Origin of the sequence: Micrococcus luteus (assembly GCF_014138885.1) — a bacterium.
GTDB classification, from domain to species: Bacteria; Actinomycetota; Actinomycetes; order Actinomycetales; family Micrococcaceae; genus Micrococcus; species Micrococcus luteus.
The window spans coordinates 1,273,704-1,294,702 of record NZ_JACJIK010000001.1 but is presented as its reverse complement, the minus strand read 5'-3'; the positions used below and the strand labels follow the sequence as shown (position 1 = coordinate 1,294,702).

Here is a 20,999-nt window from a genome sequence, read left to right as displayed (position 1 = left end):
GACGACCGGGCGGCCGGACGTGCCGGGCTCAGGCCCAGCGGCGCAGGGCCCGGCGCTCCAGCAGGCCGAGCAGCCAGTCGGTGAGCTTGCCGAGCACGGCGAGCAGGATGATCGCCAGGATCAGGCGGTCCGTGCGTCCGTTGTTCTGCGAGTCGGTGAGCAGGAAGCCCAGGCCCATCGAGGAGGCGATCAGCTCCGCGGCCACCAGGAACAGCCAGGCCTGGGCCAGGGCCAGCCGCAGGCCGGAGAACACGGCCGGCACCACGGCGGGCAGCTGCACCGTCCGCAGCAGGGACAGCCCGTGGTAGCCGAAGGCCCGACCGGCCTCCACCAGGTGCGGGTCCACATGGCGCAGGGCGGCGTAGACGGTGGTGAACACCGGGAAGAACGCGCCGATCGCGATGAGGGTGACCTTGGACTCCTCGCCGATCTGCATCCAGAGGATCAGCAGCGGCACCCAGGCCAGCGAGGGCACCGCGCGCAGCGCCCCGATCAGCGGGGCGAACAGCGCGTCCGCCCACCGGGACAGCCCGAGCGCGGACCCCACGGCCAGCCCGAGCGCGGCGCCGAGCAGGAAGCCCAGCAGCACGCGCTGGGTGGAGATCCCCACGTGCAGCCACAGGTCGCCCCGCTCCAGCAGGTTGACGCCGGCGCTCAGCACCGCCCCGGGCGAGGGCAGCTGCACCGCGGAGAGCAGCCCGGCGGCCGTCACCGCCCACCACAGCACCAGGAGGACGGCGGGCACGGCCAGCCCCACCACCGCCCGGGCGCCGGGCCGCTCCAGCAGCCGAGACCGGTGCCGCCGGCGCGCCCCCGTGTCGCCGTCGTCGTGACCCGACCGCTCGCGTGCCTCGGGGTCCGTCGTCGCGGCGGGGGTGGTCGGGGCGGTGCTCATCGGATGGCCTCCTCGGCGAAACGGGTGTCCAGGATGCTCGCCAGGGCGGCGTCCACCTGGTGCTGGTAGTCGACGGACCCGGTGTCGACCAGGATCCGTCCGACCCCCGTCAGGGCGTCGAGCAGCTCCTGGCCCGGCACGGGGCTGACGTCCGCGTTGGTGCGTTCGAGGATCACGGTGCGGGCGACGTCGGGGGAGATCTTTGCTGCCTCGGCCAGGATCCCGACGGTCTCGTCCGGGTGCTCGAGCGCCCAGGCGCGGGCGCGTTCGTACGTGTCCAGGACGGTCTGGGCCGTCTCCGGGTCCTCCTCGAGGAAGGACTCCGTGGCGTTGAGGACGGAGAACGTGTTCAGGGCGAGGTCCCGGTACAGGAAGCGGGCGCCCTCGGCCTCGGCCTTGGCCATGATCGGGTCGAGCCCGGACCACGCGGCCACCGAGCCGCCGGCGAGGGCGGCGCGGCCGTCGGCGTGCTGCAGGTTCTGGATCTCGACGTCGGCCGGGTCCACCCCGGCGGCCTGAAGTGCCTGCACGGCGAAGAAGTACGGGTCCGTCCCACGCGTGGCGGCCACCGTGCGGCCCGCGAGCTGGGCGACGTCCGTGATGTCCGAGCCGGGCGGGACCATGAGCGCGGACCATTCCGGTCGCGAGGCGATGCCCACGATGCGCGTGGGCGCTCCGTTGGCCCGGTTCAGCAGCGCGGCCGAGCCGGCCGTCGACCCGATGTCCACGGAGTTCGAGCGCAGGAGCTCGTTCGCCTTGTTGGAGCCGGCGGAGAACACCCAGTTCACCCGGACGCCGCGGGGCGCGAGCGTCTCCTCCAGCCATCCCTGGTGGCGGATCACGAGGGAGAGCGGGTTGTAGGTGGCGTAGTCGATGCTCAGCGTGTCCCGGTCATTCACCGGGCCGGCCCCCGCCTCACCCTGCAGGACGCATCCGCTCAGGCCCAGGGGCAGGGACGCGGCCAGCAGGCCGAGCGCCGTGCGACGGGTCAGGCGTGCGGTGCCGGTGCCGCTCATCGGGCGTGGCTCTCGACGCCGAGGCCCTCGAGGAGCTCGGAGCGCAGCCGGGCCAGGCGGGCGTCCGCGCGGTCGCGGGGACGGGCCCCCGGCACGTCCACGATCCGCCCCACGGTCGCTCCGGGGCGGGCCGCGCCTTCGGGCACGGGGACGTCACGGGAGAGCAGCAGCACGCGGTCGGCGAGCTGCAGGGCCTCCTCCACGTCATGGGTGATGAGCAGGACGGTGGTGCCGGTGGCGGCGTGCACGTCCAGCAGCAGGTCCTGCATCTTCAGGCGCGTCAGGGCGTCGAGGGCGCCGAAGGGCTCGTCGAGCAGCAGCACGCCGGGGCGGCGGGCCAGGGCGCGGGCGAGCGAGGCCCGCTGGGCCATGCCGCCGGAGACCTCCCGGGGGCGGTGCTCCGCGAAGGGCGCGAGGCCCACGAGCTCGAGCAGCTCCTGCACGCGGGCCCGGCCCGCGGCGCGGTCCAGCCCCCGGGGCAGGCCGAGTTCCACGTTGCGGCGCAGGGTGCGCCAGGGCAGCAGGCGCGGCTCCTGGAAGCCGACGGCGGTGCGCTCGTCGTAGGGGCGCACGGGCGAGCCGTCGATCAGCAGCTCTCCGTCGAAGTCCGGGTCCAGGCCGGCCACGGCGCGCAGCAGCGTGGACTTGCCGCAGCCGGAGGCGCCGATCACGGCGAGCACCTCGCCGGGCGCCACGGTCAGGTCCACGTCGCGCAGGACGACGCGTGGTCCGTCCGCGGTGGGGAACGTGCGCCCGACGCCGCGGAAGACGACGTCGAGGCTGTGGCGGTCCTCGTCCCGGACCGGGGTGGAGGCGGTGGCACGGGAAGGCGCGTGCACGCTCATGGAGGGCTCCCATCGTCGCTGCGTCGTCGGTGTCGGCGCCGGACGGAGACGGATGCCAAACAGACCACCGCGGGCCCGGTCGGCTGCAAGTCTGCCCCGCCGCCGGCGCCGGAGGGCCGCACGGGCGTCACACCGGGGGCGCCGGGCCCCGCGCCGATCCCGCGCCGAGCCGGCGCCGAGCCAGCGCCGAGCCAGACGTTTCGGTCGTCTCCGTAGGGTGGAGGCAGCAGATTTCTCTGGCTCAGCGCTGGGGTGTCACTGGCTCAGCGCTGGGACGTCACTGGCTCAGCGCTGGGGTGCCGCTGAGTCGCCGCAGGGACGCCACCCGCGGACGTGCCCTCCGTCACGGTCGGGGCATGTCACGAACCGGGCGCCGCACGCGTGGCCGGGCCCGGCGGGGCCGTCATGAACCCCTGGGCCGGACCGGCTTCCACCGCCGGCCGCGTCAGCGTTGCATGGTGCGGAACCGTCGCTCGCCCGGCCGCGCCCCTGCGACCGGGCGGCCCTGGAAAGGAGACCCATGAGCACCGCCGAGAACGCCGGGGCCGGAGCACCCACCCGCCCGGACGAGCACCGCGCGATCCTCTTCAACGCATTCGACATGAACTGCGTCGCCCACCAGTCCCCGGGTCTCTGGCGTCACCCCGACGACCACGCCCGGGACTACAACACCCTGGGCTACTGGACGCACCTGGCGCAGACGCTGGAGAAGGGCCTGTTCGACGGCCTGTTCATCGCCGACGTCCTCGGCCCGTACTCCGTGTACGGCGGCACCTCCGAGGCCGCCATCAGGACCGGCGCGCAGACCCCCGTGAACGACCCGTTCCTGCTCGTCTCCGCGATGGCCGCGGTCACCGAGCACCTCGGCTTCGGCGTCACCGCCGGCACCGCCTACGAGCACCCCTACCCGTTCGCCCGCCGCCTCGCCACGCTCGACCACCTCACGGGCGGCCGCGTGGGCTGGAACGTGGTCACCGGCTACCTGCCCTCCGCCGCCCAGAACATGGGCCAGGACGACCAGATGGAGCACGACGAGCGCTACGAGCACGCCGACGAGTACCTCGACGTCGTCTACAAGCTCCTCGAGGGCTCGTGGGAGGACGACGCCGTCGTCTACGACAAGGAGTCCGGCGTGTTCGCGGACCCGGCCAAGGTCCACGACATCGCCCACGAGGGCCGGTACTTCACCGTGCCCGGCCACGCCGTCACCGAGCCGTCCGTGCAGCGCACCCCCGTGATCTACCAGGCCGGCGCCTCGACGCGCGGCCGCGCCTTCGCCGGCAAGCACGCCGAGGCCGTGTTCATCAACTCCCCCACGAAGGAGCTGGCGGCCGCCACCGTGAAGAAGATCCGCCAGGCCCTGGTGGACGCCGGCCGTGACCCGTACGACGTGAAGATCTTCGCGATGCAGACGATCGTCACCGGGGCCACCGACGAGGACGCGCGGGCCAAGTACGACGACCTGGCGCAGTACGTGGACCCGCTGGGCGGCCTCGTGCTCATGTCCGGCTGGATGGGCATCGACCTGTCCCAGTACGACCTGGACGAGCCGATCGGGGACGTGAAGTCGAACGCCATCCAGTCCGCCGTGGAGACCTTCCAGAAGGCCTCCGGCACGGATGAGGAGTGGACCGTGCGCAAGCTCGCCGAATGGGTGGGCATCGGCGGCTTCGGCCCCGTGATCGTGGGCGGCGGCGAGTCCGCGGCCCGTCAGCTCGTCGAGTGGGCCGACGAGACCGACGTGGACGGCTTCAACCTCGCCTACCACATCACCCCGGGCGCCTTCGAGGACGTCGTGGAGTTCGTGGTGCCGGCGCTGCAGAAGCTCGGCCGCTACAAGACCGCGTACACGGACGGCACGCTGCGCCACAAGCTCTTCGGCCGCGGCGACCACCTGCCGCAGAACCACCACGGCGCATCCTTCGCCCTGCGCCGCCGGTAGGGTGACGCCAATGGCCGCGGCGCCCTGCCTCGGCCGGCAGCAGCCCCAGGAGGAGAACATGCAGCGCAGACGTGCCGTCCGCGCGGCCGGGCTCGGCGTCGTGGGCGCCCTGGCCTTGGCCGGGTGCGCATCCGAGCCGCAGTCGGCGGGGGAGGCCTGGCATCAGGCCCGCACCCAGTTGGACGAGGCCGAGACCGTCCGACTCGAGACCGCCTACACCACCGGCCGTCAGGGCCCGCACTCGGTCCGCTGGGACATCGCCGGCCGGCTCGACGGCGGCGACGCCGAGTCGAAGGGCGTCATGCAGGTCGGCCGGGACTCACACATCACCATGGAGTCCCGCCAGGTCGGCGAGGATGTGTTCGTCCGGGTCGACGTGGACGGCTCCGACGTCCCGGACGACGTCCAGGTGATGTACTCCGACCCGCAGTGGCGCCGTGTCCCGGCCGGTGAGGGGCAGGAGCCGCCCCTGAAGGCCCTCCTCGACCAGGTGGGCTTCCCCGCGGCGGACGCCCTCGACGGCGCCGAGGTGCGCGCCGAGGAGGTCGACTGGGACGACGGCACGGCCTACCGCTACGCCGTGCCCGAGGAGGTCGCCGACGCCGCAATGGTCGAGGGCGACGCCACCCGGGTGCACTCCTTCACGGTGGACGACGACGGCGAGCTGGTCGCGCTCACCGTCGACGACGGCCGGGCCACCCAGCAGTACGCCCTGAGCGACTGGAACCAGATCGAGCCGGCCGAGGCGCCGGAGGAGGTGGCCGAGTGAGGCAGCGCCAGACCCAGACCCGCCGCACCCGCCGCGGCCTGTCCCTCGCCGCCCTCGGGGCGGCCGCCCTGCTGCTGACCGGCTGCGCCTCGGGCGACGACGCCCCCGGCGCCTGGGACCGCGCCCGCACCCAGCTCGAGGAGGCCGACTCCGTCCGCATGGTCACCGAGCTGCGGTCCGAGGCCCCGAGCAACGGCCGCGCGGTCCCGGACGCGGTGGACATCTCCGGTCCCGTGGACGGCTCGTCCATGCGGTACGTGTCCGTGTACAAGGACGACGGTCTGATCACCCGGGACGAGTCCCGGATCGTGGACGGCACCGCGTACTCCCGGTTCACGGTGGAGCGCGTCGGCGCGAGCGGTGAGGACCATCCCGCCTATGCGGAGCGCTGGACCGCCACCCCGTACGAGGGCGATCCCAGCGCCACCGGCATGGGCGCGATGGTGAGCTCCCTGCTGGGCTCCCTGCCGGAGTCGGGCGGCCTGGACGACGTCGAGGCGGACGCGGACGGCATCCGCCGCAGCGGTCAGGATGCGATCCGCTACGTGCTGGACGAGCCCGTCTCGGGCCCGCAGGAGGGCGTGGAGCTGACCGCGTTCACGGTGTCCAAGGAGGACGGCCGCCTGCTCACCGTGGAGACCGAGTCCGCCGGCACGAAGGCCGTGGTGACCCTCTCCGAGATGGGCGGGGTGGATCCGGTGCAGGCCCCGCCGGCCGACGAGGTCCTGAAGCAGGACGGCTGACCCGGCCCACGGCGGCGGCGGCCCGCCTCCCCTCGGGGAGGCGGGCCGCCGTGTCTGCGCGGGTCAGCGCGTCAGCGGACCCTCGTCACCCAGCGGGGTGGACGGGTCCGAGATGGTGTCCGGCTCGGCACCGTGGCGGGCCGCCGAGGTGATGTTGTCGTTGTTGGACTCGGTCACGCGATCTTCGCGGACGTCGTTCTTCTTGTCGTTGCCCTGCATGGCATCCTCCACCTTCGTCGTGGCCTTCTGCACCGGATCGGACTTCTTCACCTCAGCGAACTTCTGCTGGGCGGTCTCCTGGACCTGGCCGACCTTCTCCTGGGTCTTGGGGTCGTTCCAGAGCTTCTGGGCGTTCTGGGTCATCTTCTCGAGGTTCTTGCGGCCCTCGGCGGAGCCGAGCAGGTAGCCGAGTGCGGCGCCGAGGCCCAGGGTGATGAGGCGCATGGGTGGTCTCCTTCATGTGTCGGGACCGCGCCGACCCTCTTGGACGGGCCGGGCGGCGCGCTGGCGCGCTGTCCTGGGATCACTCTGGTCATCGGAGCCCGCCGCGTCAACGACTGAGGCGCACGGCCACGACGATGGCGAGCACCACTCCCGTGCCCGCGACGACGGCCGAGCCCGAGAGCACGGCGTCTCCCGCGTGCGTCGGGACGGGGTCGTTCTCGCCGGTGAGGAGGGCCTCTTCCCGGTCGAGCCCCTCGACGGCGCCCAGGCCGCGGGGCGGGGAGGCTCGCGGGAGGGGTGTGTACACGATGAATCCACGGGGCGGACCTTCTTCAATTCTGACGAGCCCCCGAAACACGACGGGCCCCACTGCGCAGGGCGCGTGATCGGAGGGGGAGGAAAATCCTCTGCAACGGATCGGTCGCGGCGTCGGTAGTCCTGGTGTGAGCGCATTCGGCGCCTCGCCCCGCAGGACCCTCGACGAACAGGAACGACACCATGCGCAAGTCCCTCCCGGCCGCCGTCACCACCGCCCTCGGCATCGCCGTCCTCGCCCCCCTGTCCGCCGCCGCCATGGACGCCCCGTCCGGCGCCGAGCTCTCCGTGCTGCACGCCGTGCCCGCGACCCCCGTGGACGTCTACGTCAACGGTGCCCTCACCCTGGACGACTTCGAGCCCGGCGACCTCGCCGGTCCCCTGGAGCTCGCCGCCGGCGACTACGAGGTCGCCATCACCGCCGCGGACGCCATGGATGACTCCGCCCCGATCCTCGGTCCCGTCACCCTCACCCTCGCCGACGGCGGCGACTACACCGCCGCCGCCCACCTCGACGCCGCCGGCACGCCCACGGTGACCGCGTTCGAGAACGACACGAGCGCCGTCGCCGCCGGCGAGGGCCGCCTCACCGTGCGTCACATCGCCGCCGCCCCGGCCGTGGACGTCTGGGCCGGCGAGGACGTCGTCGTGCCCGGCCTGGAGAACCCGGACGAGGCCTCCCTCGAGGTGCCCGCCGGCACCGTCTCCGCCGCCGTGTCCGTGGCCGGCACCACCGACCCCGTGATCGGCCCCGCCGACGTCGAGGTCAAGGACGGCGTCACCACGATCGCCTACGCCTGGGGCTCCGCCGCCGACGGCACCCTCGCGCTGGCCACCCAGGAGGTCGCCGTCGACCACAGCGCGCCGGGCTCCGTCCCCGCGGGCATCGACGTCGCCCCCGCCCAGGACTCCACCGGGATGCTGGCCGCCGTCGGCACCGGTGCGGCCGCCCTGGTCGCCGGCGCCGTCCTCATGGCCCGCCGCCGGGCGGCCCGTGCGTGATGAGTCCTGCGGGCGGGGTCCCTCCCGCCCGGAGATGAGGACCGCCGGCCGTGTGCCGGTGGTCCTCGCCCTCGCCGCCGTCGTCCTCACCGGCTGCGCGCCGTCGGCGGCGGTCTCCTCCCTCCCGTCCGAGCAGGGGCGAGGCTCCGTCGTCGCGATGACGCCGGGTCCCGCGGAGGGAACGGGAACTCCACCGGCCGCAACCCCCTCCGCGGCTCCGGTCGTCCCCGGGCGGACGCCGTCGTCGGGGATCGTCGTCCGGCGCGCCACCCAGAGCCCATCGGACGACGCCAGGATCCCCGTGCGCGTGGACTATCCGGCCATCGGGGCCACGCTGAGCGTGGTCTCGGTCGGGGTCACGGAGGACGGGGCGATGGAGCTGCCCGACGACAGCTCCGTCGGCGGCTGGTACCGCCACGGCTCGGCCCCCGGGGATCCTGAGGGGACGGCGGTGATCGCCTCCCATTCGGGTTCACCGCGCAATCCCGTGGGGGCCCTCTACGGGCTGCGGCAGGCCGCGGTCGGCGACGAGGTCACCGTCACGGATGCGGCGGGGACCGCCCGGCGCTATCGGGTGGCCTCCACCCAGAGTCTGGGGAAGGGCGAGCTGGACCTGTCCCCGTACTTCCGCCGGGACGGCGCCGCCGAGCTCGTCCTCATCACCTGCGGCGGCGAATGGCTGCCGGACGAGCGGGACTACACGGAGAACATCGTGACCATCGCCACTCCCGTCGAGGGCTGACCGGTAGCCTGTCGGAAGGTCTGGCCTGAATCGGGCCGCGCCGCGCCGACGCAGCACACCGCGGGAGAGGAGTCCCATGTTTGAGGACGACGGGCTCGACCGCCGCTTCGCCGCGGGGGAGGCCGTCGCCGTGCGCGAGGCGTACGAGCGCCACGGTCGCCTGGTCTTCTCCCTGTGTCTCGCCGCGCTGCGCAGCCGGTAGGACGCCGAGGACGCCGCCCAGCAGGTGTTCACGCGGGCGTGGCGCTCGCGGGACACCTACGATCCCGCCCGGCCGCTCGGCGGGTGGCTGACGGGCATCACCCGTCGCGTCATCGCCGACATGTTCGCCGGCCGTGCTCGTGAGGCGCGGAAGATGGAGGCGGAGGTCGTCCACCTCCCCCGCGCCGAGGGCGCGGAGGACGCGGTCAGCGACACCGTGGTGGCCGCCGTCGTCGTGCATGACGCCCTCGCTCTGTTGGGTCCGCCCCAGGACGAGGTGCTGCGCCTCGCCTTCCTGGAGGACCTGGCGCACCAGCAGATCGCCGAGCGCCTCGACATGCCGCTCGGCACTGTCCGTTCCCACATCCACCGCGGCCTGGCCGCACTGAGAAGCCGTCTGGAGGCCGCCGATGCCCGAGCGTGAGCATCCCCGCGGCCGACAGCCCGCGGAGGAGATCTCCGACCTCGCCGTCCGGCTGCACGAGCGCGTGCGCGGCGACGGCGGCCCGCTCGCCGCGCCCGCCGACGTCGCGGCGTCGCTCCATCCGGAGGACGCGGCCGAGCTGGAGGCCATCCTGCGTGTGCTGGCCGCCCTCGACGGCCCCGCCCCGGACCTGGCCGACCCGCCGCCGCACCTGTGGGGGCGGATCGCCGCTGAGCTGGGACCCGAGACGGAGGCCGTGGCTCACGACGGGCCACTGCAGGGGGAGGCCACGGGCGAGGATGTCGCGCCCGACGGCGTCGCGCCCGTCCGTCCGATCGGCTCGGGTCCGTCCGCTGCCCGCGGCCGCTGGTGGCCGGTCGCCGCGGCGGCGGCCGCCGGGCTCGTCATCGGCGGCGGGGCCGTGGGTGCCGCCCTGGGCGGCGGCGACGACCTCATCGGCACCGCCGTCATGGCGTCCGTGACCACCGACGGATCGCCGGCCCGCGCGGAGATGACGCGTGCCGCCGACGGGGAGATGCACCTGGCCGTGCATGTGCCCCAGGTGCCCGCCCCCGAGGACGGCTACCTGGAGGTCTGGATCCGCGACGAGGCCGCCAGCCGCATGATCTCGCTGGGCACGGTGACCCGCCAGGACACGACACTGACCGTCCCGGAGGGCGTCGACCTGGCGTCCTACCCCGTGCTGGACGTCTCGCATGAGCACTTCGACGGCGACCCGTCCCACTCGACGCTCTCCCTGTGGGTTGGTGAGATGCACCGGACCACCTGACGAGCCCTGAGATACGACGAGCCCTGCGCAGTGGGGCCTATCGGTACTGGATAGGCACCACTGCGCAGGGCTCGTCGCTTCTGTCCCAGGCTCAGCCGAAGTGCTTCGGCAGGGTGGCCTCCCAGGCCTCGCGCAGCTCCGCGATCGGCAGGGTGAAGGCGTCCTGGACCTCGAGGGCCGCGGAGTCGGCGTCCACCACGCCGATGCGCACGGCCGCGTAGCCGCGGGCCGTGGTCATGTCCGTGAACCGGACCTCCTCGGTGCGGGGCACGGCCACGACGGCGCGCGCCTGCGTCTCGGAGAACAGTGCGGTGAACAGGTCCACGCCGGCGCGGCGCAGCACCTCGTCCAGCACCACGCGGGCGCCCACGCCGAAGCGCAGCACCATCTCGGACAGGGTGGCCGCGAGGCCGCCGCCGGAGACGTCGTGGGCGGCGTCGATCATGCCGTCCCGGGACATGTTGACCAGCAGCTCGCCGAGCAGGCGCTCCTTCTTCAGGTCGACCTTCGGGGGCAGGCCGCCGAGGTGGCCGCGCAGGCGCGCGAACTCGGAGCCGTCCAGCTCGTCCGCGGTCTCGCCCAGCAGGTAGATCGCCTGGCCGTCCGCGTCCGGGGCGAAGCCGGACGGGGTGCGGCGCAGGACGTCGTCGAGCTGGCCGAGCACCGCCACCGTGGGGGTGGGGTGGATCGGGGTGCTGCCCGTCTGGTTGTACAGGGACACGTTGCCGCCGGTCACCGGGATGCCGAGGGTCTGGCAGCCGTCCGCCAGGCCGCGCACGGCCTCCGCGAACTGCCACATCACGTCCGGGTCCTCGGGGGAGCCGAAGTTCAGGCAGTCGGAGACGGCCAGGGGCACGGCCCCGGCGGTGGTGACGTTGCGGTACGCCTCGGCCAGGGAGGCCTGCGCGCCCGTGTACGGGTCCAGGTAGGTGAACCGGTCGTTGCAGTCCGTGGCCAGGGCCACGCCTATGCCGGTCTCCTCGTCCACGCGCACCACACCCGCGTCGTCCGGGGCCGCCAGGGCGGTGTTGCCGCGGACGTAGCGGTCGTACTGGCGGGTGATCCAAGAGGTGTCCGCCAGGTTCGGGGAGCTCATCAGCTCCACGACGGCGGCGCGCAGCTCCTCGCCCGTGGCGGGCAGGTCCTGACCGGCCTCGGAGGAGCGGAACGTGTCCGCCTGGAGCTCGTCCTGCCAGGCCGGACGCGCGTACGGGCGCTCGTAGACCGGGCCGTCGTGGGCCACGGTGCGCGGGTCCACGTCGACGATGACCTCGCCGTCCCAGGTGATGATCAGGCGGCCGTCGCCGGTGACCTCGCCCAGCCAGGAGTACTCGACGTCCCACTTTGCCATGACGGCCTCGAACGCGGCGACGTTCTCCGGCGTCACCACGGCCATCATGCGCTCCTGCGACTCGGACATGAGGATCTCGCCCGGGGTCAGCGTGGAGTCGCGCAGCAGCACGTCGGTCAGCTCCACGCGCATGCCGCCCTCGCCGTTGGAGGCGAGCTCGGAGGTGGCGCAGGAGATGCCGGCGGCGCCGAGGTCCTGGATGCCCTCGACGAGGGAGTCGCGGAACAGCTCGAGGCAGCACTCGATGAGCACCTTCTCGGAGAAGGGGTCGCCGACCTGCACCGAGGGGCGCTTGGCGGGCTTGCCGTCGCCGTCGAAGGACTCGGAGGCCAGCACGGAGGCGCCGCCGATCCCGTCACCGCCGGTGCGGGCGCCGAACAGAACTACCTTGTTGCCCACGCCGGAGGCGTTGGCCAGACGCAGGTCCTCGTGCTTGAGCACGCCCACGGCGAGGGCGTTGACGAGCGGGTTGCCCTGGTAGATCGGGTCGAAGCGGGTCTCGCCGCCGATGTTCGGCAGGCCCAGGGAGTTGCCGTAGCCGCCGATGCCGGCCACCACGCCGTGGAACACGCGGGCGGTGTCCGGGTGGTCGATCGCGCCGAAGCGCAGCGGGTCCATCACGGCCACCGGGCGGGCACCCATGGAGATGATGTCGCGCACGATGCCGCCGATGCCCGTGGCCGCGCCCTGGTAGGGCTCCACGTAGGAGGGCGAGTTGTGGGACTCGACCTTGAACGTCACGGCCCAGCCGTCACCGAGGTCGGTCACGCCGGCGTTCTCGCCGATGCCCACCATCATGTGCTGCTTCATCTCGTCGGTGAGCTTCTCGCCGAACTGGCGCAGGTGCACCTTAGAGGACTTGTACGAGCAGTGCTCGGACCACATGACCGAGTACATGGCCAGCTCGGCCGCGGTGGGGCGGCGGCCGAGGATCTTCTTGATCTCGGCGTACTCGTTCTCCTTCAGGCCCAGCTCGGCCCAGGGCTGCTCGACGTCCGGCGTCGCCTGGGCGTCCGCGACCGTCTCGATGTTGAACTGCTGGCTCATGCATGGCCTCCACGGCTGGCGAGGGTGGTCAGGACGGAGGTGAAGAAGCCGAGGCCGTCCACGCCGGAGCGGGGGCCGGCGGCGGTGTCCGGGCCGAAGCCCGTCTCCACGGCGTGCTCCGGGTGCGGCATCAGACCGACGACGTTGCCGGCCGGGTTCGCGATGCCCGCGATGTCCCGGCGCGAGCCGTTCGGGTTCCAGCCCTGATAGCGGAACACCACGCGGCCCTCGGCCTCGAGGGCGTCGAGGGTCGTCTCGTCCGCCACGTACTGGCCGTCCTGGTTCTTCAGGGGCACGGTGATGGTCTGGCCCTGCTCGAAGTCGCGGGTCCACACGGTGTCCGTGCTCTCCACGACCAGCTCCTGGTCGCGGCAGATGAAGTGCAGGTGGTCGTTCTTGACCATCGAGCCCGGCAGCAGGTGCGACTCGGTGAGGATCTGGAAGCCGTTGCAGATGCCGAGCACCGGCAGGCCGTCCGCGTCGCCCTCGGGGCCGCCGGCCGCCGTCGCCACCGCGTCCATCATGGGGGCGAAGCGCGCGATCGCGCCGGCGCGCAGGTAGTCGCCGTAGGAGAAGCCGCCCGGGATCACGACGGCGTCCACGCCGGCGAGTGTCCGCTGCGGGTCCGCGTCGGCGTGCCACAGGGAGACGGGCTCGGCGCCGGCGAGGCGGACGGCGCGCAGCGCGTCCACGTCGTCCAGGGTGCCGGGGAAGGTGATGACGCCGATGCGCGCGCCGCTGAGCGGCGTCGTCGGCGTCGAGTAGTCGCCGATGAGGGGGAGCTCGGTCATCGGGCGCCCTCGGCCTCGTCCAGGACGGCCACGTTCACGACGTCCTCGATGACGGGGTTGGACAGCATCTCCTCGGCGGCCGTGCGGGCCTGGGCGAGGATCTCGTCGGTGACCTCGCCCTCCACGGTGAGCTCGAAGCGCTTGCCCTGGCGGACCTGGCTGAACTCGGTGAAGCCGAGGCGGGGCAGGGCCCCGTTGATCGCCTTGCCCTGCGGATCGAGGATCTCGGGCTTGGGCATGACGTCGACGACGATGATGGGCATGAACACGCTCCTGGGTGCGGGACGATGCCGCGGAGCAGGACGGTGTAGATGCCGTCTCACGCCCGGCCCTGGGCGCTCCGCGTGCTTGCCCGGCCAGTCTACTCGGCCGCCCGGACGCGGGATCGTGGGTGTGATGGGGGCGGCACGCGGCAGCCGGCCCGGCGTAGCCTGGCGGCATGAGACCTCAGCAGACCCGTATGTCCCCGCTCGGCCGACGCCGGCCGATCAGCCCGCTCGGCCCCGCGCTGCTCGCCGCGGCGGCCGGCGTCGTGCTGACGGGAGTGCGCCGCATCAAGGCCCGCTCCGCCCGGCGTCGCGCGACCGGACGCCCGCGCCGGTGACCCGCCCCGAGCCCTGCCCCTGCGGGTCCGGAGCCGGGCTCGCGGCGTGCTGCGGTCGCCTGCACGCGCGTTTCGCCCGGGACGGCGCCCTGACCGCGCCCACCGCCGAGGCGCTCATGCGCTCCCGGTACACGGCGTTCGCGCGGCTGGGCGAGGCCGGGCCGGCAGAGGCGCGGGCGATGGCCGACTATCTCGCCGCGACCTGGGTTCCCGAGCACCGGCCCACCGCGGCCGAGCTGCTGCCGGCCGCGGGGGAGCAGGCTCCGCGGTTCACCCGCCTGGCGGTGCTGGACGTGCGGGACGGCGGGCCGTTCCAGGACGCCGGGACCGTGGAGTTCGTGGCCGTCGGCGCGGGGGCCGAGGGCCGGTTCCGACTCCATGAGGTCAGCCGGTTCCGCCGTGAGGACGGGATCTGGCGCTACGTGGACGGCGACGTGCGCTGAGGCCGGGGGCGCGTCGGACGGCGGCCGGCGGTGCCGCGTCAGAAGGCGGAGAAGATCCCGGCGCCCACGCTGAGGACCAGGCCCAGGATGGCGACCCACGCCACCAGGGTGACGATCGGGCGGGGGCGACGCGGGGCGTCGTCGTGCCAGTCCACGCCCTCCAGCTCCGGAGGGGTGCGCAGCTCTCGATCCATGGCCCCAGCCTCTCATGCCCCACGCCGCCCCGGGCCCAACGCGGGTTGACTTGTCACGGGTGCTGGGCGCCCGGACCCGCGACAACTCAACCCGCGTTGCCGTCCGGGGTGAACAGGTCCTCGATCCGCCGCCCGAACACGGCCGCCAGGCGGAAGGCGAGCGGGAGCGAGGGGTCGTAGCGGCCCTTCTCGAGAGAGATGACGGTCTGCCGGGAGACGCCGAGCTCGTCGGCGAGCCGCTGCTGCGACCAGCCGAGGCGGGCACGCTCGTCGGGGATGGTGTTCTCCACGGCTCAGCCCCGGCGCTTCTGGAGCGCGTAGCGGACGGCCACCGAGGCGCCCGCGAAGAGGAGCAGCCCGGCGCCCACGAGGGGGAGGCTGGGCTGCCACCCCGCCAGGGCGACGACGAACGTGCCCAGGCCCAGCACCACGAGCAGGTCGCCGAACGCGCCGGACTGCGCCTTCTCGAGCCACCGGCCTTCGATGGTCTCCTCGGTGTCCCGGACGGCGCCGCGCAGGGTGGTGCGGTCCACGAGGAACAGCCAGGCGAGGGCTGCGCCGACCGGGAGCGCCGACGCCGCCATGACCGCGCCCGTGACCGCCGGGAAGCGGGGACCGGCGTCGCCCTGGCTCGAGGCCAGACCGTAGGACGCGGCCCCGATCAGCAGGGCGATGACGACGCCGGCCACGAGGCTGACGAGGATCAGTCGCCCGGACCCGCCGCCCAGACGGGCGGAGCGGCCCCAGCGGGGGCGGCGGTCGCGGGCGAGGTCGGTGGTGGTGTGCGGCGTGGTGGCCATGGCGGTCCCTCCGGGGCGGGGCCGGGGTTTGTCCCCGTCGTGTGAAGCAAGCTTGACAGTAAAGAGAGTTTGACGTCAAGTCTGCTTGACGGTGGCCCGACAGGGCGGCGGCGGAGCTGGGCCTCGCCGTGGACGCCTCCACCGCCGCCCACGATGCTGGCCGCATGGCCTTCGAGGTGCACCCGCTCACCGCCGACCGCTTCGACGACTTCGCGCACGTCGTCAACCCGAACCGCCGCGCCACGCACTGCTGGTGCCTGTCCCCCCGGCTCTCAGCGCCGCAGAGGCACGCGCCCGGCGACCCCCGCGAGGACACCATGCGGGCGCTCGCTGCGGGGGAGCCTGCGCCCGGCGTCGTCGGTACTCGGACGGCGAGCCCGTCGCGTGGTGCAGCATCAGCCCGCGCAGCGCGATCCCGCGGCTCGTGATGCGACACATCCGCGGGTGACCCGGCCCTCCGCCGTCCGTCCGCCCGTCCGGCCAACGCGGGTTGACTTGTCGCGGGTCTGGGCGGTGAATACCCGTGACAAGTCAACCCGCCTTGCCCGGGGTGCCGCGCCCTTGGCTCGCGTGGAGTCGTCCCCGCCCGCCCCGGCCCGTTCCTGAGGAGCCGCCATGTCCCTCCGTCTCTCTCACACCACGTGGGACGCGCTGGACCCCCACGCCATCGCCGAGTTCTGGCGCGCGCTGCTCGGCTGGGAGGTCGACGAGCCTCACCTCTACCGCCCGGGGTCGGACGAGTGCTCACTCGTCGGCCCTGACGGGCAGGTCGTCCTCTTCTTCCGCGTCCCGGACGCCAAGCGCGTGAAGAACCGCGCCCACATGGACCTGCGCGCGGCCGCCGGCTCGACGCGCGACGCCGAGATCGAGCGGGCGCTCGCCCTCGGCGCCGCGATGGTCGACGACCGCCGCGTCGACCTCGGCTGGGCCGTCCTCGCCGACCCCGAGGGCAACGAGTTCTGCATCCTCGACGGCTGAGCCGACCCCACGACGGCCCGGCGTCTCCGCGGGGGAGTCGCCGGGCCGTCGGGGCGGACCGGGTACCGGGTGCCCGGGCCGTCCGCGGCGGCGGTGGTGTGGCGGGAGTGGTTCGTGGTCATGGGGCCCTCCTGTGGTCGATGCCCTGGGCCGGTGGCCCGGCCCGCCTCGGAGGCTCTGTGGGGGCCGTCCGACCGGACGTTGTGAAGCAAGCTTGACAGTCAAGTGACCTTGTCGTCAAGGGAGCTTGACGCCGGGGCCCGCGCGAACTCCTCCCACGTCGTGGGCGGGGTCAGCCCGAGCCAGGCAGGCTCGAGACGGAACCCGAGGGCCGCGTTCATCCGCAGGGACGCCGCGTTGGACTCGGCGCCGCCGGTTCCCCACTCGCGCCCACCGCGGGCATGGGTCGCCAGGACGGTCGCCGCCTTGACGGCCTTCGCCACGCCACGGTTCTCGTGCTCGGCCGCGACCGCGGTGCGGTCGACCTCCCACCGGGCAGGGGAGCGGAACGTCAGGGTGAATCCGATGAGCACGCCTCCCTCGAAGGCCCCCACGGCGAGCCCCTCTGGGGTGGACAGTCGGGCCTCGAGGTCGTCCGGCAGCGGCTCGTGACGGGAGCCGTCGGTGTGCGGGAATCGGGGAGCCGCTTCCTCGTCGAGGGCGCGCAGGGCAGGCAGGTCGACGGCGGTCAGTCTCCGCACCTCGATTCCCCGCGCTTCGGCCGCCGCGATGTGGCCACGGTAGGGCGCCAGGTCGGCGTCGTCGTCGAGGTGGAGGCGCGCGCCCCAGGAGCGGGATCGCACGCTCCACCCGGCGTCGAGCAGCGCAGCGGCCTCGGCCGAGTCTTCGCGGTGCACGCGGGCGTCCGCCCGTGGGTCGGTCACGGGGGTGAGCATCGAGCACGGGATGTGCCCGGAGGCGGCCCCGCCCGGATAGACGTGCGGGAACTCGGCCGAGTGGGGATCGGAGGGGTCTCCCGGCTCGCGCCGCACCCGCAGGCCGGCCCCCGCCAGTTCGTCCTCGTCCAGGCCGCAGACGAACGCGTCCGGCCGGTCCGGGTAGATCGCCGCGCCGACGACTCCTACCTGGGCGGCGTCGTCGGAGGCGTGGAGGAAGCCGACGTCGTCGATCGAGGCGCCGCGCGTCGACGCCGTGTAGCGGCCGGTGCGACGCGCGGCGGCCCAGTCCTCCGGGAGGGTGATGTGCAGGATCATGGCGCGAGGCTATCGGCCTCGGCGTCGACGCCACCCCTCCGGCTGCCCATCGCGGGTTGAGTTATCGGGGGTGTGGGGCGGCGGCACCCGCGACAACCCAACCAGCGTTGCAGGGCCGCCCCGGGCGCGACGACGGCCCGGCGTCTCCGCGGGGGAGTCGCCGGGCCGTCGGGGGCGAGCCGGGTGCCGGGGTGCCCGGGCCGTCAGTCCTCCAGGAAGGCCTCGACGTCCGGGGTCACCGCGCGGGAGTCGATCAGCTGACGCTCGATCGCGTCGTGGGTGATCCGGTTGGCCTCGCGCACGGCGTCGGTGCGCATCGAGATCTTGATGTCGCCCTTGTGCGTCGGGGTCCCGGCCACCTGGACCGGCTGGGTCTCGAGCGGGAGCGGGACGGCGTCGCACAGCGACTTCTCGGCCGGCTGGGCGCCGGTCAGGAAGTAGTCACGGATGGGCGTGTCCACGCACTCGGTGCCGTACGGGAACAGGCCGTGGGTGCCCTCGTTGTCCACGGAGATCAGGGACGTGTTGCGCAGCACGCCGGCGGCGCGGTGGCCGCCCTCGTACGGGGTCGCCGCGTCCAGCTCGGACTGCACGATCACGGTGTTCGGGGCACCCTTGCCGCCGGGCTGGGAGGGCATGGAGGTCTGGGCGGGCCAGTACATGCACTCCGACGGGCCCATCAGCACACCGATCCACGGGGCCTTGCGACCGAGGTCGTCCACCCACGAGGTCCAGTATCCCTGCGAGGTGTTCCACTGGCCGTCCTGGCAGCGGATCGCCGAGAACGCGCCCTCGAAGGTGACGGCGTCACCGGCCTGGGTGGCGGCGACGAGCTGCTCGCGCTCGCCCACGGTCTCCAGGCCGCGGGCGGCGAAGCGGTCGAAGGAGTCGCGCTCCTCGGCCGGCAGCGACGCACGGGCCTCGGCCAGGATGCGCTCGATCTGGGTGCGCTGCCCCGCGGGGTCCGTGGCCGCGGCCTCGGACTCCATGATGCGGATGTAGGCGGCGATGACGGACCCGGCGTCGAGGTACTGGGACGTGTCGTACATGGCCGGCAGCAGGAACGAACCGGCGACGATCATGCCGAGCTGGGTGCGGGTGCCGCCCCCGTCCTCCCAGCGCTGCCGGATCTGCATCGGGTCGTCCCCGAGGCCGAAGATCTCGTCGTGCCGGGCCACGTAGGGGAGCATCGCGTCCTGGAACTGGCGGTCGCGGGAGCGCGGCTGCAGGTCCCAGGTGGTCTGGAGCCCGTCGCGGGAGATGTCGACGGCGGAGTCCAGCAGGAACCGGTGCGCGTGCTGGGGGAAGACGCGCTGGTACCAGCTGCCCAGCCAGGTGCCGTACGAGTAGCCGATGTAGGAGGTCTTCTCCTCGCCCAGGACGGCGCGGATGAAGTCCATGTCGTACACGGTCTGCTCGGTGGTGATGTAGGGGGTGAGCTCGTTCTCGAGGCACGCGTCGACCTGGGCCTTCGTGTCCTGCCACACGTCGTGCTCGGGGTTCGGCGTGTAGGTGCACTCCAGGGCGGTGGACTGGCCCACGCCGCGGGGGTCGAAGCCGATGAAGTCGTACTGCTCGGCGAGCTCCGGGGCGCGCTCGGCCATGGCGGGGCCCCAGGGCAGGCCGGAGCCGCCCGGGCCGCCGGGGTTCACCAGTGCGATGCCCTGGCGCTCCGGGTTGCCCTTCGAGGTCTCGGTCTTGGCCAAGCGCAGGGTGATGGTGTGGCCGTCCTCGGGGTTCTTCCAGTCGCGGGGCACCGTGACGTCGGCGCACGCGGTGCCGGGGATCGCGTTGAACCGGGCGTTGAGGCGCTCGCTGCCGAAGTCGCAGGCATCCCAGTCCAGCGTCTGGCCCACGAGGTGCGGCGCGAGCGCGGCGGCGTCGTTGACCTTGTTGCCGCGCGTGGCGGAGAGGTCGTTGGAGCGGGCCTGACCCTGCGATGCGGACCCGTTGCCGTTGCCGTTGCCGTTGCCGGGCGCGGAGAGCGCGGGGGCGGCGGCCGTGACGGCGAGCGAGACGGCCGCGACGGCGGCGGCGAGCGTGGTGCGGCGGCGAGCTGGAACGGTTCTGGTCACGTCAGGTCCTCGAGTCGTTCGGTGCGGAGAGGGCCGGGGCGGTCACCGGATGACGCGAGTGATGCGCCTCACAGCCTGTAGAGCGGCCATCCTAATCATGGACGTGCGCTGGAAGTCCACTCGGCGTCCGGCCCGGTCCCAGGGGCCGCCCCCACGGCCTCGTCCAGCACCGCCAGCAGCCGCACCCGCAGCGCCTGCCCCCGCTCGGCGAACTCGCGCTGCCGCCGCGCGTACTCGGCACGCCCGGTCGGCTCCTCGATCCGCACGGCCGCGTAGCCGCCGCACCCGTCGGAGAGGTCGTCCACCCCGGTCAGGTCGTACGGCGAGGCCTCCATGTCCAGCCGGCGGATGTCCCACGCGAGGTCGAAGCAGTCCGCGAGCAGGCCCGAGGCGACCACCGGCACCAGCTTGTACGCCCACTTGTACAGGTCCATCCCCGCGTGCAGGCAGCCGGGCTGTTCCATCTCCCGCATCCCGGCGCGCGTGGGCAGGACGCCGTCGTCGCCCTCGTTGCGGTCGCGGGCCTCGGGCGCGAAGAACCGGAACGCGTCGAAGTGCGTGCACCGGATCCGCGAGCCCTCCACCACCGCGTCCGTCCCCTCGGCCCCGAGCCGCAGCGGCAGCTGGGAGTGCCGCACCCCGTGCACGTCCGAGCGGTATGCCATCGCCCACTCGTGCAGCCCGAAGCAGCCCAGGCGCGGCGTCCGCTCCGCCGTGCGCGCGAGCAGGTCCCGCGTGAACGCCACCCCCGACGCGCGGTCGGCCAGCACCGCCGCCACGTCCACCAGCCAGCCGCCCACCGGGCGGCCGTCGACGACGGCGCCCGCCACCTCACCGGCCTCGACGCGCCGGTAGTGCTTCCACTCGCCCCGTGGGGTCGTGCCCAGCTCGGCCGCCTCGGCGCGGGCCGCGGCGCCGTCGTCGTCCGCGAGGAGGACCCCCGGCCCGGGGTGCCAGCGCTGCAGCGCGGCGGGGGAGTGCGTGTAGTAGCCGAAGAGGAAGTCCTGCACCGGGTGCTTCTCACCGCGCATCCGCAGGGCCACCAGCGGGTCCGTGCGTCGGGCGATGCGCTCGCGGTGCGCCCGCGCGTGGGCCCGCCACACGTCGGCGGACAGGGCGACGACGGCGGTCGGCGGGGGTGCGGGGGCGGTGCGTGGCTCGGGCATGGCCCCACCATCCTCCCCCGTGGCGCCCCTCACGAGCGAGCGGGCCCACGTGATGCCGACGCGGGGAGCGCGCCCCGGCGGCCCCTATTCGACGGTCCTGGACGTTGCCTGACAAAGATCTGGTCAAACGCCCTACCGGACGGTAGATTGCATGTGTCTCGCTGTGGCGCTCATCACATGGGTGTCGATCTCCCCGTCCCCCGGCGCC

Annotated in this window: 25 protein-coding genes; 11 read left to right on the top strand and 14 right to left on the bottom strand. The window is 73.5% G+C overall.

What is annotated here, in order from left to right; genetic code table 11:
* Window positions 1-28 precede the first annotated feature (28 nt).
* From HDA34_RS05900 to HDA34_RS05890, 3 genes are read right to left on the bottom strand one after another with little or no spacing between them, the layout of a single operon-like run.
* On the bottom strand, window positions 29-895 hold the full coding sequence (locus HDA34_RS05900; RefSeq protein WP_036317100.1) for an ABC transporter permease: 867 nt from the start codon (window positions 893-895) through the stop codon (window positions 29-31).
* Window positions 892-1,911: an aliphatic sulfonate ABC transporter substrate-binding protein gene (locus tag HDA34_RS05895; protein WP_036317079.1), complete on the bottom strand. Its 1,020-nt coding sequence runs from the start codon at window positions 1,909-1,911 to the stop codon at window positions 892-894. Before HDA34_RS05895 ends, HDA34_RS05900 begins: the two co-directional genes overlap by 4 nt.
* A complete protein-coding gene (locus HDA34_RS05890) occupies window positions 1,908-2,756 on the bottom strand; it encodes an ABC transporter ATP-binding protein (RefSeq protein ID WP_036317077.1) in 849 nt (282 codons plus the stop codon). The genes HDA34_RS05895 and HDA34_RS05890 overlap by 4 nt, the downstream gene beginning before the upstream one ends.
* A 520-nt stretch (window positions 2,757-3,276) precedes the next feature.
* On the opposite strand from HDA34_RS05890, the gene HDA34_RS05885 reads away from it, so the two are divergent.
* The 3 genes from HDA34_RS05885 to HDA34_RS05875 are packed head-to-tail and all read left to right on the top strand — an operon-like array spanning window position 3,277 to window position 6,210.
* Window positions 3,277-4,698, top strand: coding sequence for an LLM class flavin-dependent oxidoreductase (locus HDA34_RS05885; RefSeq protein ID WP_020621436.1), 1,422 nt, complete (start codon window positions 3,277-3,279; stop codon window positions 4,696-4,698).
* A 10-nt stretch (window positions 4,699-4,708) separates the two neighbouring features.
* Window positions 4,709-5,467 (top strand): hypothetical protein, encoded by a 759-nt coding sequence (locus HDA34_RS05880; protein WP_044658680.1) that lies wholly within the window; start codon window positions 4,709-4,711, stop codon window positions 5,465-5,467.
* A complete protein-coding gene (locus HDA34_RS05875) occupies window positions 5,464-6,210 on the top strand; it encodes a hypothetical protein (RefSeq protein WP_060973610.1) in 747 nt (248 codons plus the stop codon). Before HDA34_RS05880 ends, HDA34_RS05875 begins: the two co-directional genes overlap by 4 nt.
* A 63-nt stretch (window positions 6,211-6,273) precedes the next feature.
* Here HDA34_RS05875 and HDA34_RS05870 read toward each other — a convergent pair whose 3' ends face one another.
* Complete coding sequence (locus HDA34_RS05870; protein WP_044658681.1) at window positions 6,274-6,654, bottom strand: YtxH domain-containing protein; 381 nt, start codon at window positions 6,652-6,654, stop codon at window positions 6,274-6,276.
* A gap of 106 nt (window positions 6,655-6,760) precedes the next feature.
* Window positions 6,761-6,961 carry a P-type ATPase actuator domain-containing protein gene (locus HDA34_RS11965; RefSeq protein ID WP_036384100.1) on the bottom strand — a complete coding sequence of 67 codons (201 nt, stop codon included), beginning with the start codon at window positions 6,959-6,961 and terminating at the stop codon, window positions 6,761-6,763.
* A 191-nt stretch (window positions 6,962-7,152) separates the two neighbouring features.
* On the opposite strand from HDA34_RS11965, the gene HDA34_RS05860 reads away from it, so the two are divergent.
* The 5 genes from HDA34_RS05860 (at window position 7,153) to HDA34_RS05845 (ending at window position 10,128) form a co-directional block, all read left to right on the top strand.
* On the top strand, window positions 7,153-7,971 hold the full coding sequence (locus tag HDA34_RS05860) for a DUF4397 domain-containing protein (RefSeq protein ID WP_134377000.1): 819 nt from the start codon (window positions 7,153-7,155) through the stop codon (window positions 7,969-7,971).
* A 307-nt stretch (window positions 7,972-8,278) separates the two neighbouring features.
* Window positions 8,279-8,713, top strand: coding sequence for a class F sortase (locus tag HDA34_RS05855; protein ID WP_158604212.1), 435 nt, complete (start codon window positions 8,279-8,281; stop codon window positions 8,711-8,713).
* Between the two features lie 76 nt (window positions 8,714-8,789).
* On the top strand, window positions 8,790-8,915 hold the full coding sequence (locus HDA34_RS11960) for a hypothetical protein (protein ID WP_255419541.1): 126 nt from the start codon (window positions 8,790-8,792) through the stop codon (window positions 8,913-8,915).
* Between the two features lie 24 nt (window positions 8,916-8,939).
* Window positions 8,940-9,338 (top strand): RNA polymerase sigma factor, encoded by a 399-nt coding sequence (locus HDA34_RS05850; RefSeq protein ID WP_225348885.1) that lies wholly within the window; start codon window positions 8,940-8,942, stop codon window positions 9,336-9,338.
* Entirely contained in the window at window positions 9,325-10,128 is an 804-nt protein-coding gene (locus HDA34_RS05845; RefSeq protein WP_060973475.1) for an anti-sigma factor, read from the top strand. The genes HDA34_RS05850 and HDA34_RS05845 overlap by 14 nt, the downstream gene beginning before the upstream one ends.
* Window positions 10,129-10,219: 91 nt before the next feature.
* Here HDA34_RS05845 and purL read toward each other — a convergent pair whose 3' ends face one another.
* From purL to purS, 3 genes are read right to left on the bottom strand one after another with little or no spacing between them, the layout of a single operon-like run.
* On the bottom strand, window positions 10,220-12,526 hold the full coding sequence (gene purL / locus HDA34_RS05840; RefSeq protein ID WP_041103643.1) for a phosphoribosylformylglycinamidine synthase subunit PurL: 2,307 nt from the start codon (window positions 12,524-12,526) through the stop codon (window positions 10,220-10,222).
* Window positions 12,523-13,317: a phosphoribosylformylglycinamidine synthase subunit PurQ gene (purQ, locus tag HDA34_RS05835; protein ID WP_070708867.1), complete on the bottom strand. Its 795-nt coding sequence runs from the start codon at window positions 13,315-13,317 to the stop codon at window positions 12,523-12,525. The genes purL and purQ overlap by 4 nt, the downstream gene beginning before the upstream one ends.
* Window positions 13,314-13,580 carry a phosphoribosylformylglycinamidine synthase subunit PurS gene (gene purS / locus HDA34_RS05830; protein ID WP_002856633.1) on the bottom strand — a complete coding sequence of 89 codons (267 nt, stop codon included), beginning with the start codon at window positions 13,578-13,580 and terminating at the stop codon, window positions 13,314-13,316. Before purS ends, purQ begins: the two co-directional genes overlap by 4 nt.
* Before the next feature lie 176 nt (window positions 13,581-13,756).
* On the opposite strand from purS, the gene HDA34_RS05825 reads away from it, so the two are divergent.
* Window positions 13,757-13,921, top strand: coding sequence for a hypothetical protein (locus HDA34_RS05825; RefSeq protein ID WP_158530781.1), 165 nt, complete (start codon window positions 13,757-13,759; stop codon window positions 13,919-13,921).
* A complete protein-coding gene (locus HDA34_RS05820; RefSeq protein WP_102708209.1) occupies window positions 13,918-14,364 on the top strand; it encodes a YchJ family protein in 447 nt (148 codons plus the stop codon). The genes HDA34_RS05825 and HDA34_RS05820 overlap by 4 nt, the downstream gene beginning before the upstream one ends.
* A 38-nt stretch (window positions 14,365-14,402) precedes the next feature.
* Here the strand turns inward: HDA34_RS05820 and HDA34_RS05815 are convergent, their stop codons facing one another.
* The 3 genes from HDA34_RS05815 to HDA34_RS05805 all read right to left on the bottom strand — a co-directional run bounded on the left by HDA34_RS05815 (window position 14,403) and on the right by HDA34_RS05805 (window position 15,358).
* Window positions 14,403-14,558, bottom strand: a complete 156-nt coding sequence (locus HDA34_RS05815) for a hypothetical protein (RefSeq protein ID WP_166795201.1) — start codon at window positions 14,556-14,558, stop codon at window positions 14,403-14,405.
* Window positions 14,559-14,644: 86 nt separating this feature from the next.
* On the bottom strand, window positions 14,645-14,848 hold the full coding sequence (locus HDA34_RS05810) for a helix-turn-helix transcriptional regulator (RefSeq protein WP_002856639.1): 204 nt from the start codon (window positions 14,846-14,848) through the stop codon (window positions 14,645-14,647).
* 3 nt (window positions 14,849-14,851) lie between these two features.
* Window positions 14,852-15,358, bottom strand: coding sequence for a hypothetical protein (locus tag HDA34_RS05805; RefSeq protein WP_020621444.1), 507 nt, complete (start codon window positions 15,356-15,358; stop codon window positions 14,852-14,854).
* Window positions 15,359-15,973: 615 nt separating this feature from the next.
* On the opposite strand from HDA34_RS05805, the gene HDA34_RS05800 reads away from it, so the two are divergent.
* On the top strand, window positions 15,974-16,336 hold the full coding sequence (locus tag HDA34_RS05800; RefSeq protein ID WP_020621445.1) for a VOC family protein: 363 nt from the start codon (window positions 15,974-15,976) through the stop codon (window positions 16,334-16,336).
* 221 nt (window positions 16,337-16,557) lie between these two features.
* On the opposite strand, the gene HDA34_RS05795 is transcribed toward HDA34_RS05800, so the two are convergent.
* The 3 genes from HDA34_RS05795 to HDA34_RS05785 all read right to left on the bottom strand — a co-directional run bounded on the left by HDA34_RS05795 (window position 16,558) and on the right by HDA34_RS05785 (window position 20,791).
* Window positions 16,558-17,550 carry a GNAT family N-acetyltransferase gene (locus HDA34_RS05795; protein WP_044658687.1) on the bottom strand — a complete coding sequence of 331 codons (993 nt, stop codon included), beginning with the start codon at window positions 17,548-17,550 and terminating at the stop codon, window positions 16,558-16,560.
* A gap of 203 nt (window positions 17,551-17,753) precedes the next feature.
* Window positions 17,754-19,625, bottom strand: a complete 1,872-nt coding sequence (locus tag HDA34_RS05790) for an alpha/beta hydrolase (RefSeq protein WP_041103638.1) — start codon at window positions 19,623-19,625, stop codon at window positions 17,754-17,756.
* 95 nt (window positions 19,626-19,720) lie between these two features.
* Window positions 19,721-20,791 (bottom strand): 3-methyladenine DNA glycosylase, encoded by a 1,071-nt coding sequence (locus tag HDA34_RS05785; RefSeq protein WP_134376998.1) that lies wholly within the window; start codon window positions 20,789-20,791, stop codon window positions 19,721-19,723.
* Between the last annotated feature and the right edge of the window lie 208 nt (window positions 20,792-20,999).

Excerpts from the sequence above, each read along its gene's own strand:
- HDA34_RS05890 (WP_036317077.1), bottom strand. The coding sequence starts at position 2,756 with ATGAGCGTGCACGCGCCTTCCCGTGCCACCGCCTCCACCCCGGTCCGG.
- HDA34_RS05900 (WP_036317100.1), bottom strand. The coding sequence starts at position 895 with ATGAGCACCGCCCCGACCACCCCCGCCGCGACGACGGACCCCGAGGCA.
- purQ (WP_070708867.1), bottom strand. The coding sequence starts at position 13,317 with ATGACCGAGCTCCCCCTCATCGGCGACTACTCGACGCCGACGACGCCG.
- HDA34_RS05880 (WP_044658680.1), top strand. The coding sequence starts at position 4,709 with ATGGCCGCGGCGCCCTGCCTCGGCCGGCAGCAGCCCCAGGAGGAGAAC.
- HDA34_RS05800 (WP_020621445.1), top strand. The coding sequence starts at position 15,974 with ATGTCCCTCCGTCTCTCTCACACCACGTGGGACGCGCTGGACCCCCAC.
- HDA34_RS05795 (WP_044658687.1), bottom strand. The coding sequence starts at position 17,550 with ATGATCCTGCACATCACCCTCCCGGAGGACTGGGCCGCCGCGCGTCGC.
- HDA34_RS05870 (WP_044658681.1), bottom strand. The coding sequence starts at position 6,654 with ATGCGCCTCATCACCCTGGGCCTCGGCGCCGCACTCGGCTACCTGCTC.
- HDA34_RS11960 (WP_255419541.1), top strand. The coding sequence starts at position 8,790 with ATGTTTGAGGACGACGGGCTCGACCGCCGCTTCGCCGCGGGGGAGGCC.
- HDA34_RS05805 (WP_020621444.1), bottom strand. The coding sequence starts at position 15,358 with ATGGCCACCACGCCGCACACCACCACCGACCTCGCCCGCGACCGCCGC.
- HDA34_RS05815 (WP_166795201.1), bottom strand. The coding sequence starts at position 14,558 with ATGGATCGAGAGCTGCGCACCCCTCCGGAGCTGGAGGGCGTGGACTGG.
- HDA34_RS05860 (WP_134377000.1), top strand. The coding sequence starts at position 7,153 with ATGCGCAAGTCCCTCCCGGCCGCCGTCACCACCGCCCTCGGCATCGCC.
- purL (WP_041103643.1), bottom strand. The coding sequence starts at position 12,526 with ATGAGCCAGCAGTTCAACATCGAGACGGTCGCGGACGCCCAGGCGACG.
- HDA34_RS05895 (WP_036317079.1), bottom strand. The coding sequence starts at position 1,911 with ATGAGCGGCACCGGCACCGCACGCCTGACCCGTCGCACGGCGCTCGGC.
- HDA34_RS05845 (WP_060973475.1), top strand. The coding sequence starts at position 9,325 with ATGCCCGAGCGTGAGCATCCCCGCGGCCGACAGCCCGCGGAGGAGATC.
- HDA34_RS05785 (WP_134376998.1), bottom strand. The coding sequence starts at position 20,791 with ATGCCCGAGCCACGCACCGCCCCCGCACCCCCGCCGACCGCCGTCGTC.
- HDA34_RS05825 (WP_158530781.1), top strand. The coding sequence starts at position 13,757 with ATGAGACCTCAGCAGACCCGTATGTCCCCGCTCGGCCGACGCCGGCCG.
- purS (WP_002856633.1), bottom strand. The coding sequence starts at position 13,580 with ATGCCCATCATCGTCGTCGACGTCATGCCCAAGCCCGAGATCCTCGAT.
- HDA34_RS05885 (WP_020621436.1), top strand. The coding sequence starts at position 3,277 with ATGAGCACCGCCGAGAACGCCGGGGCCGGAGCACCCACCCGCCCGGAC.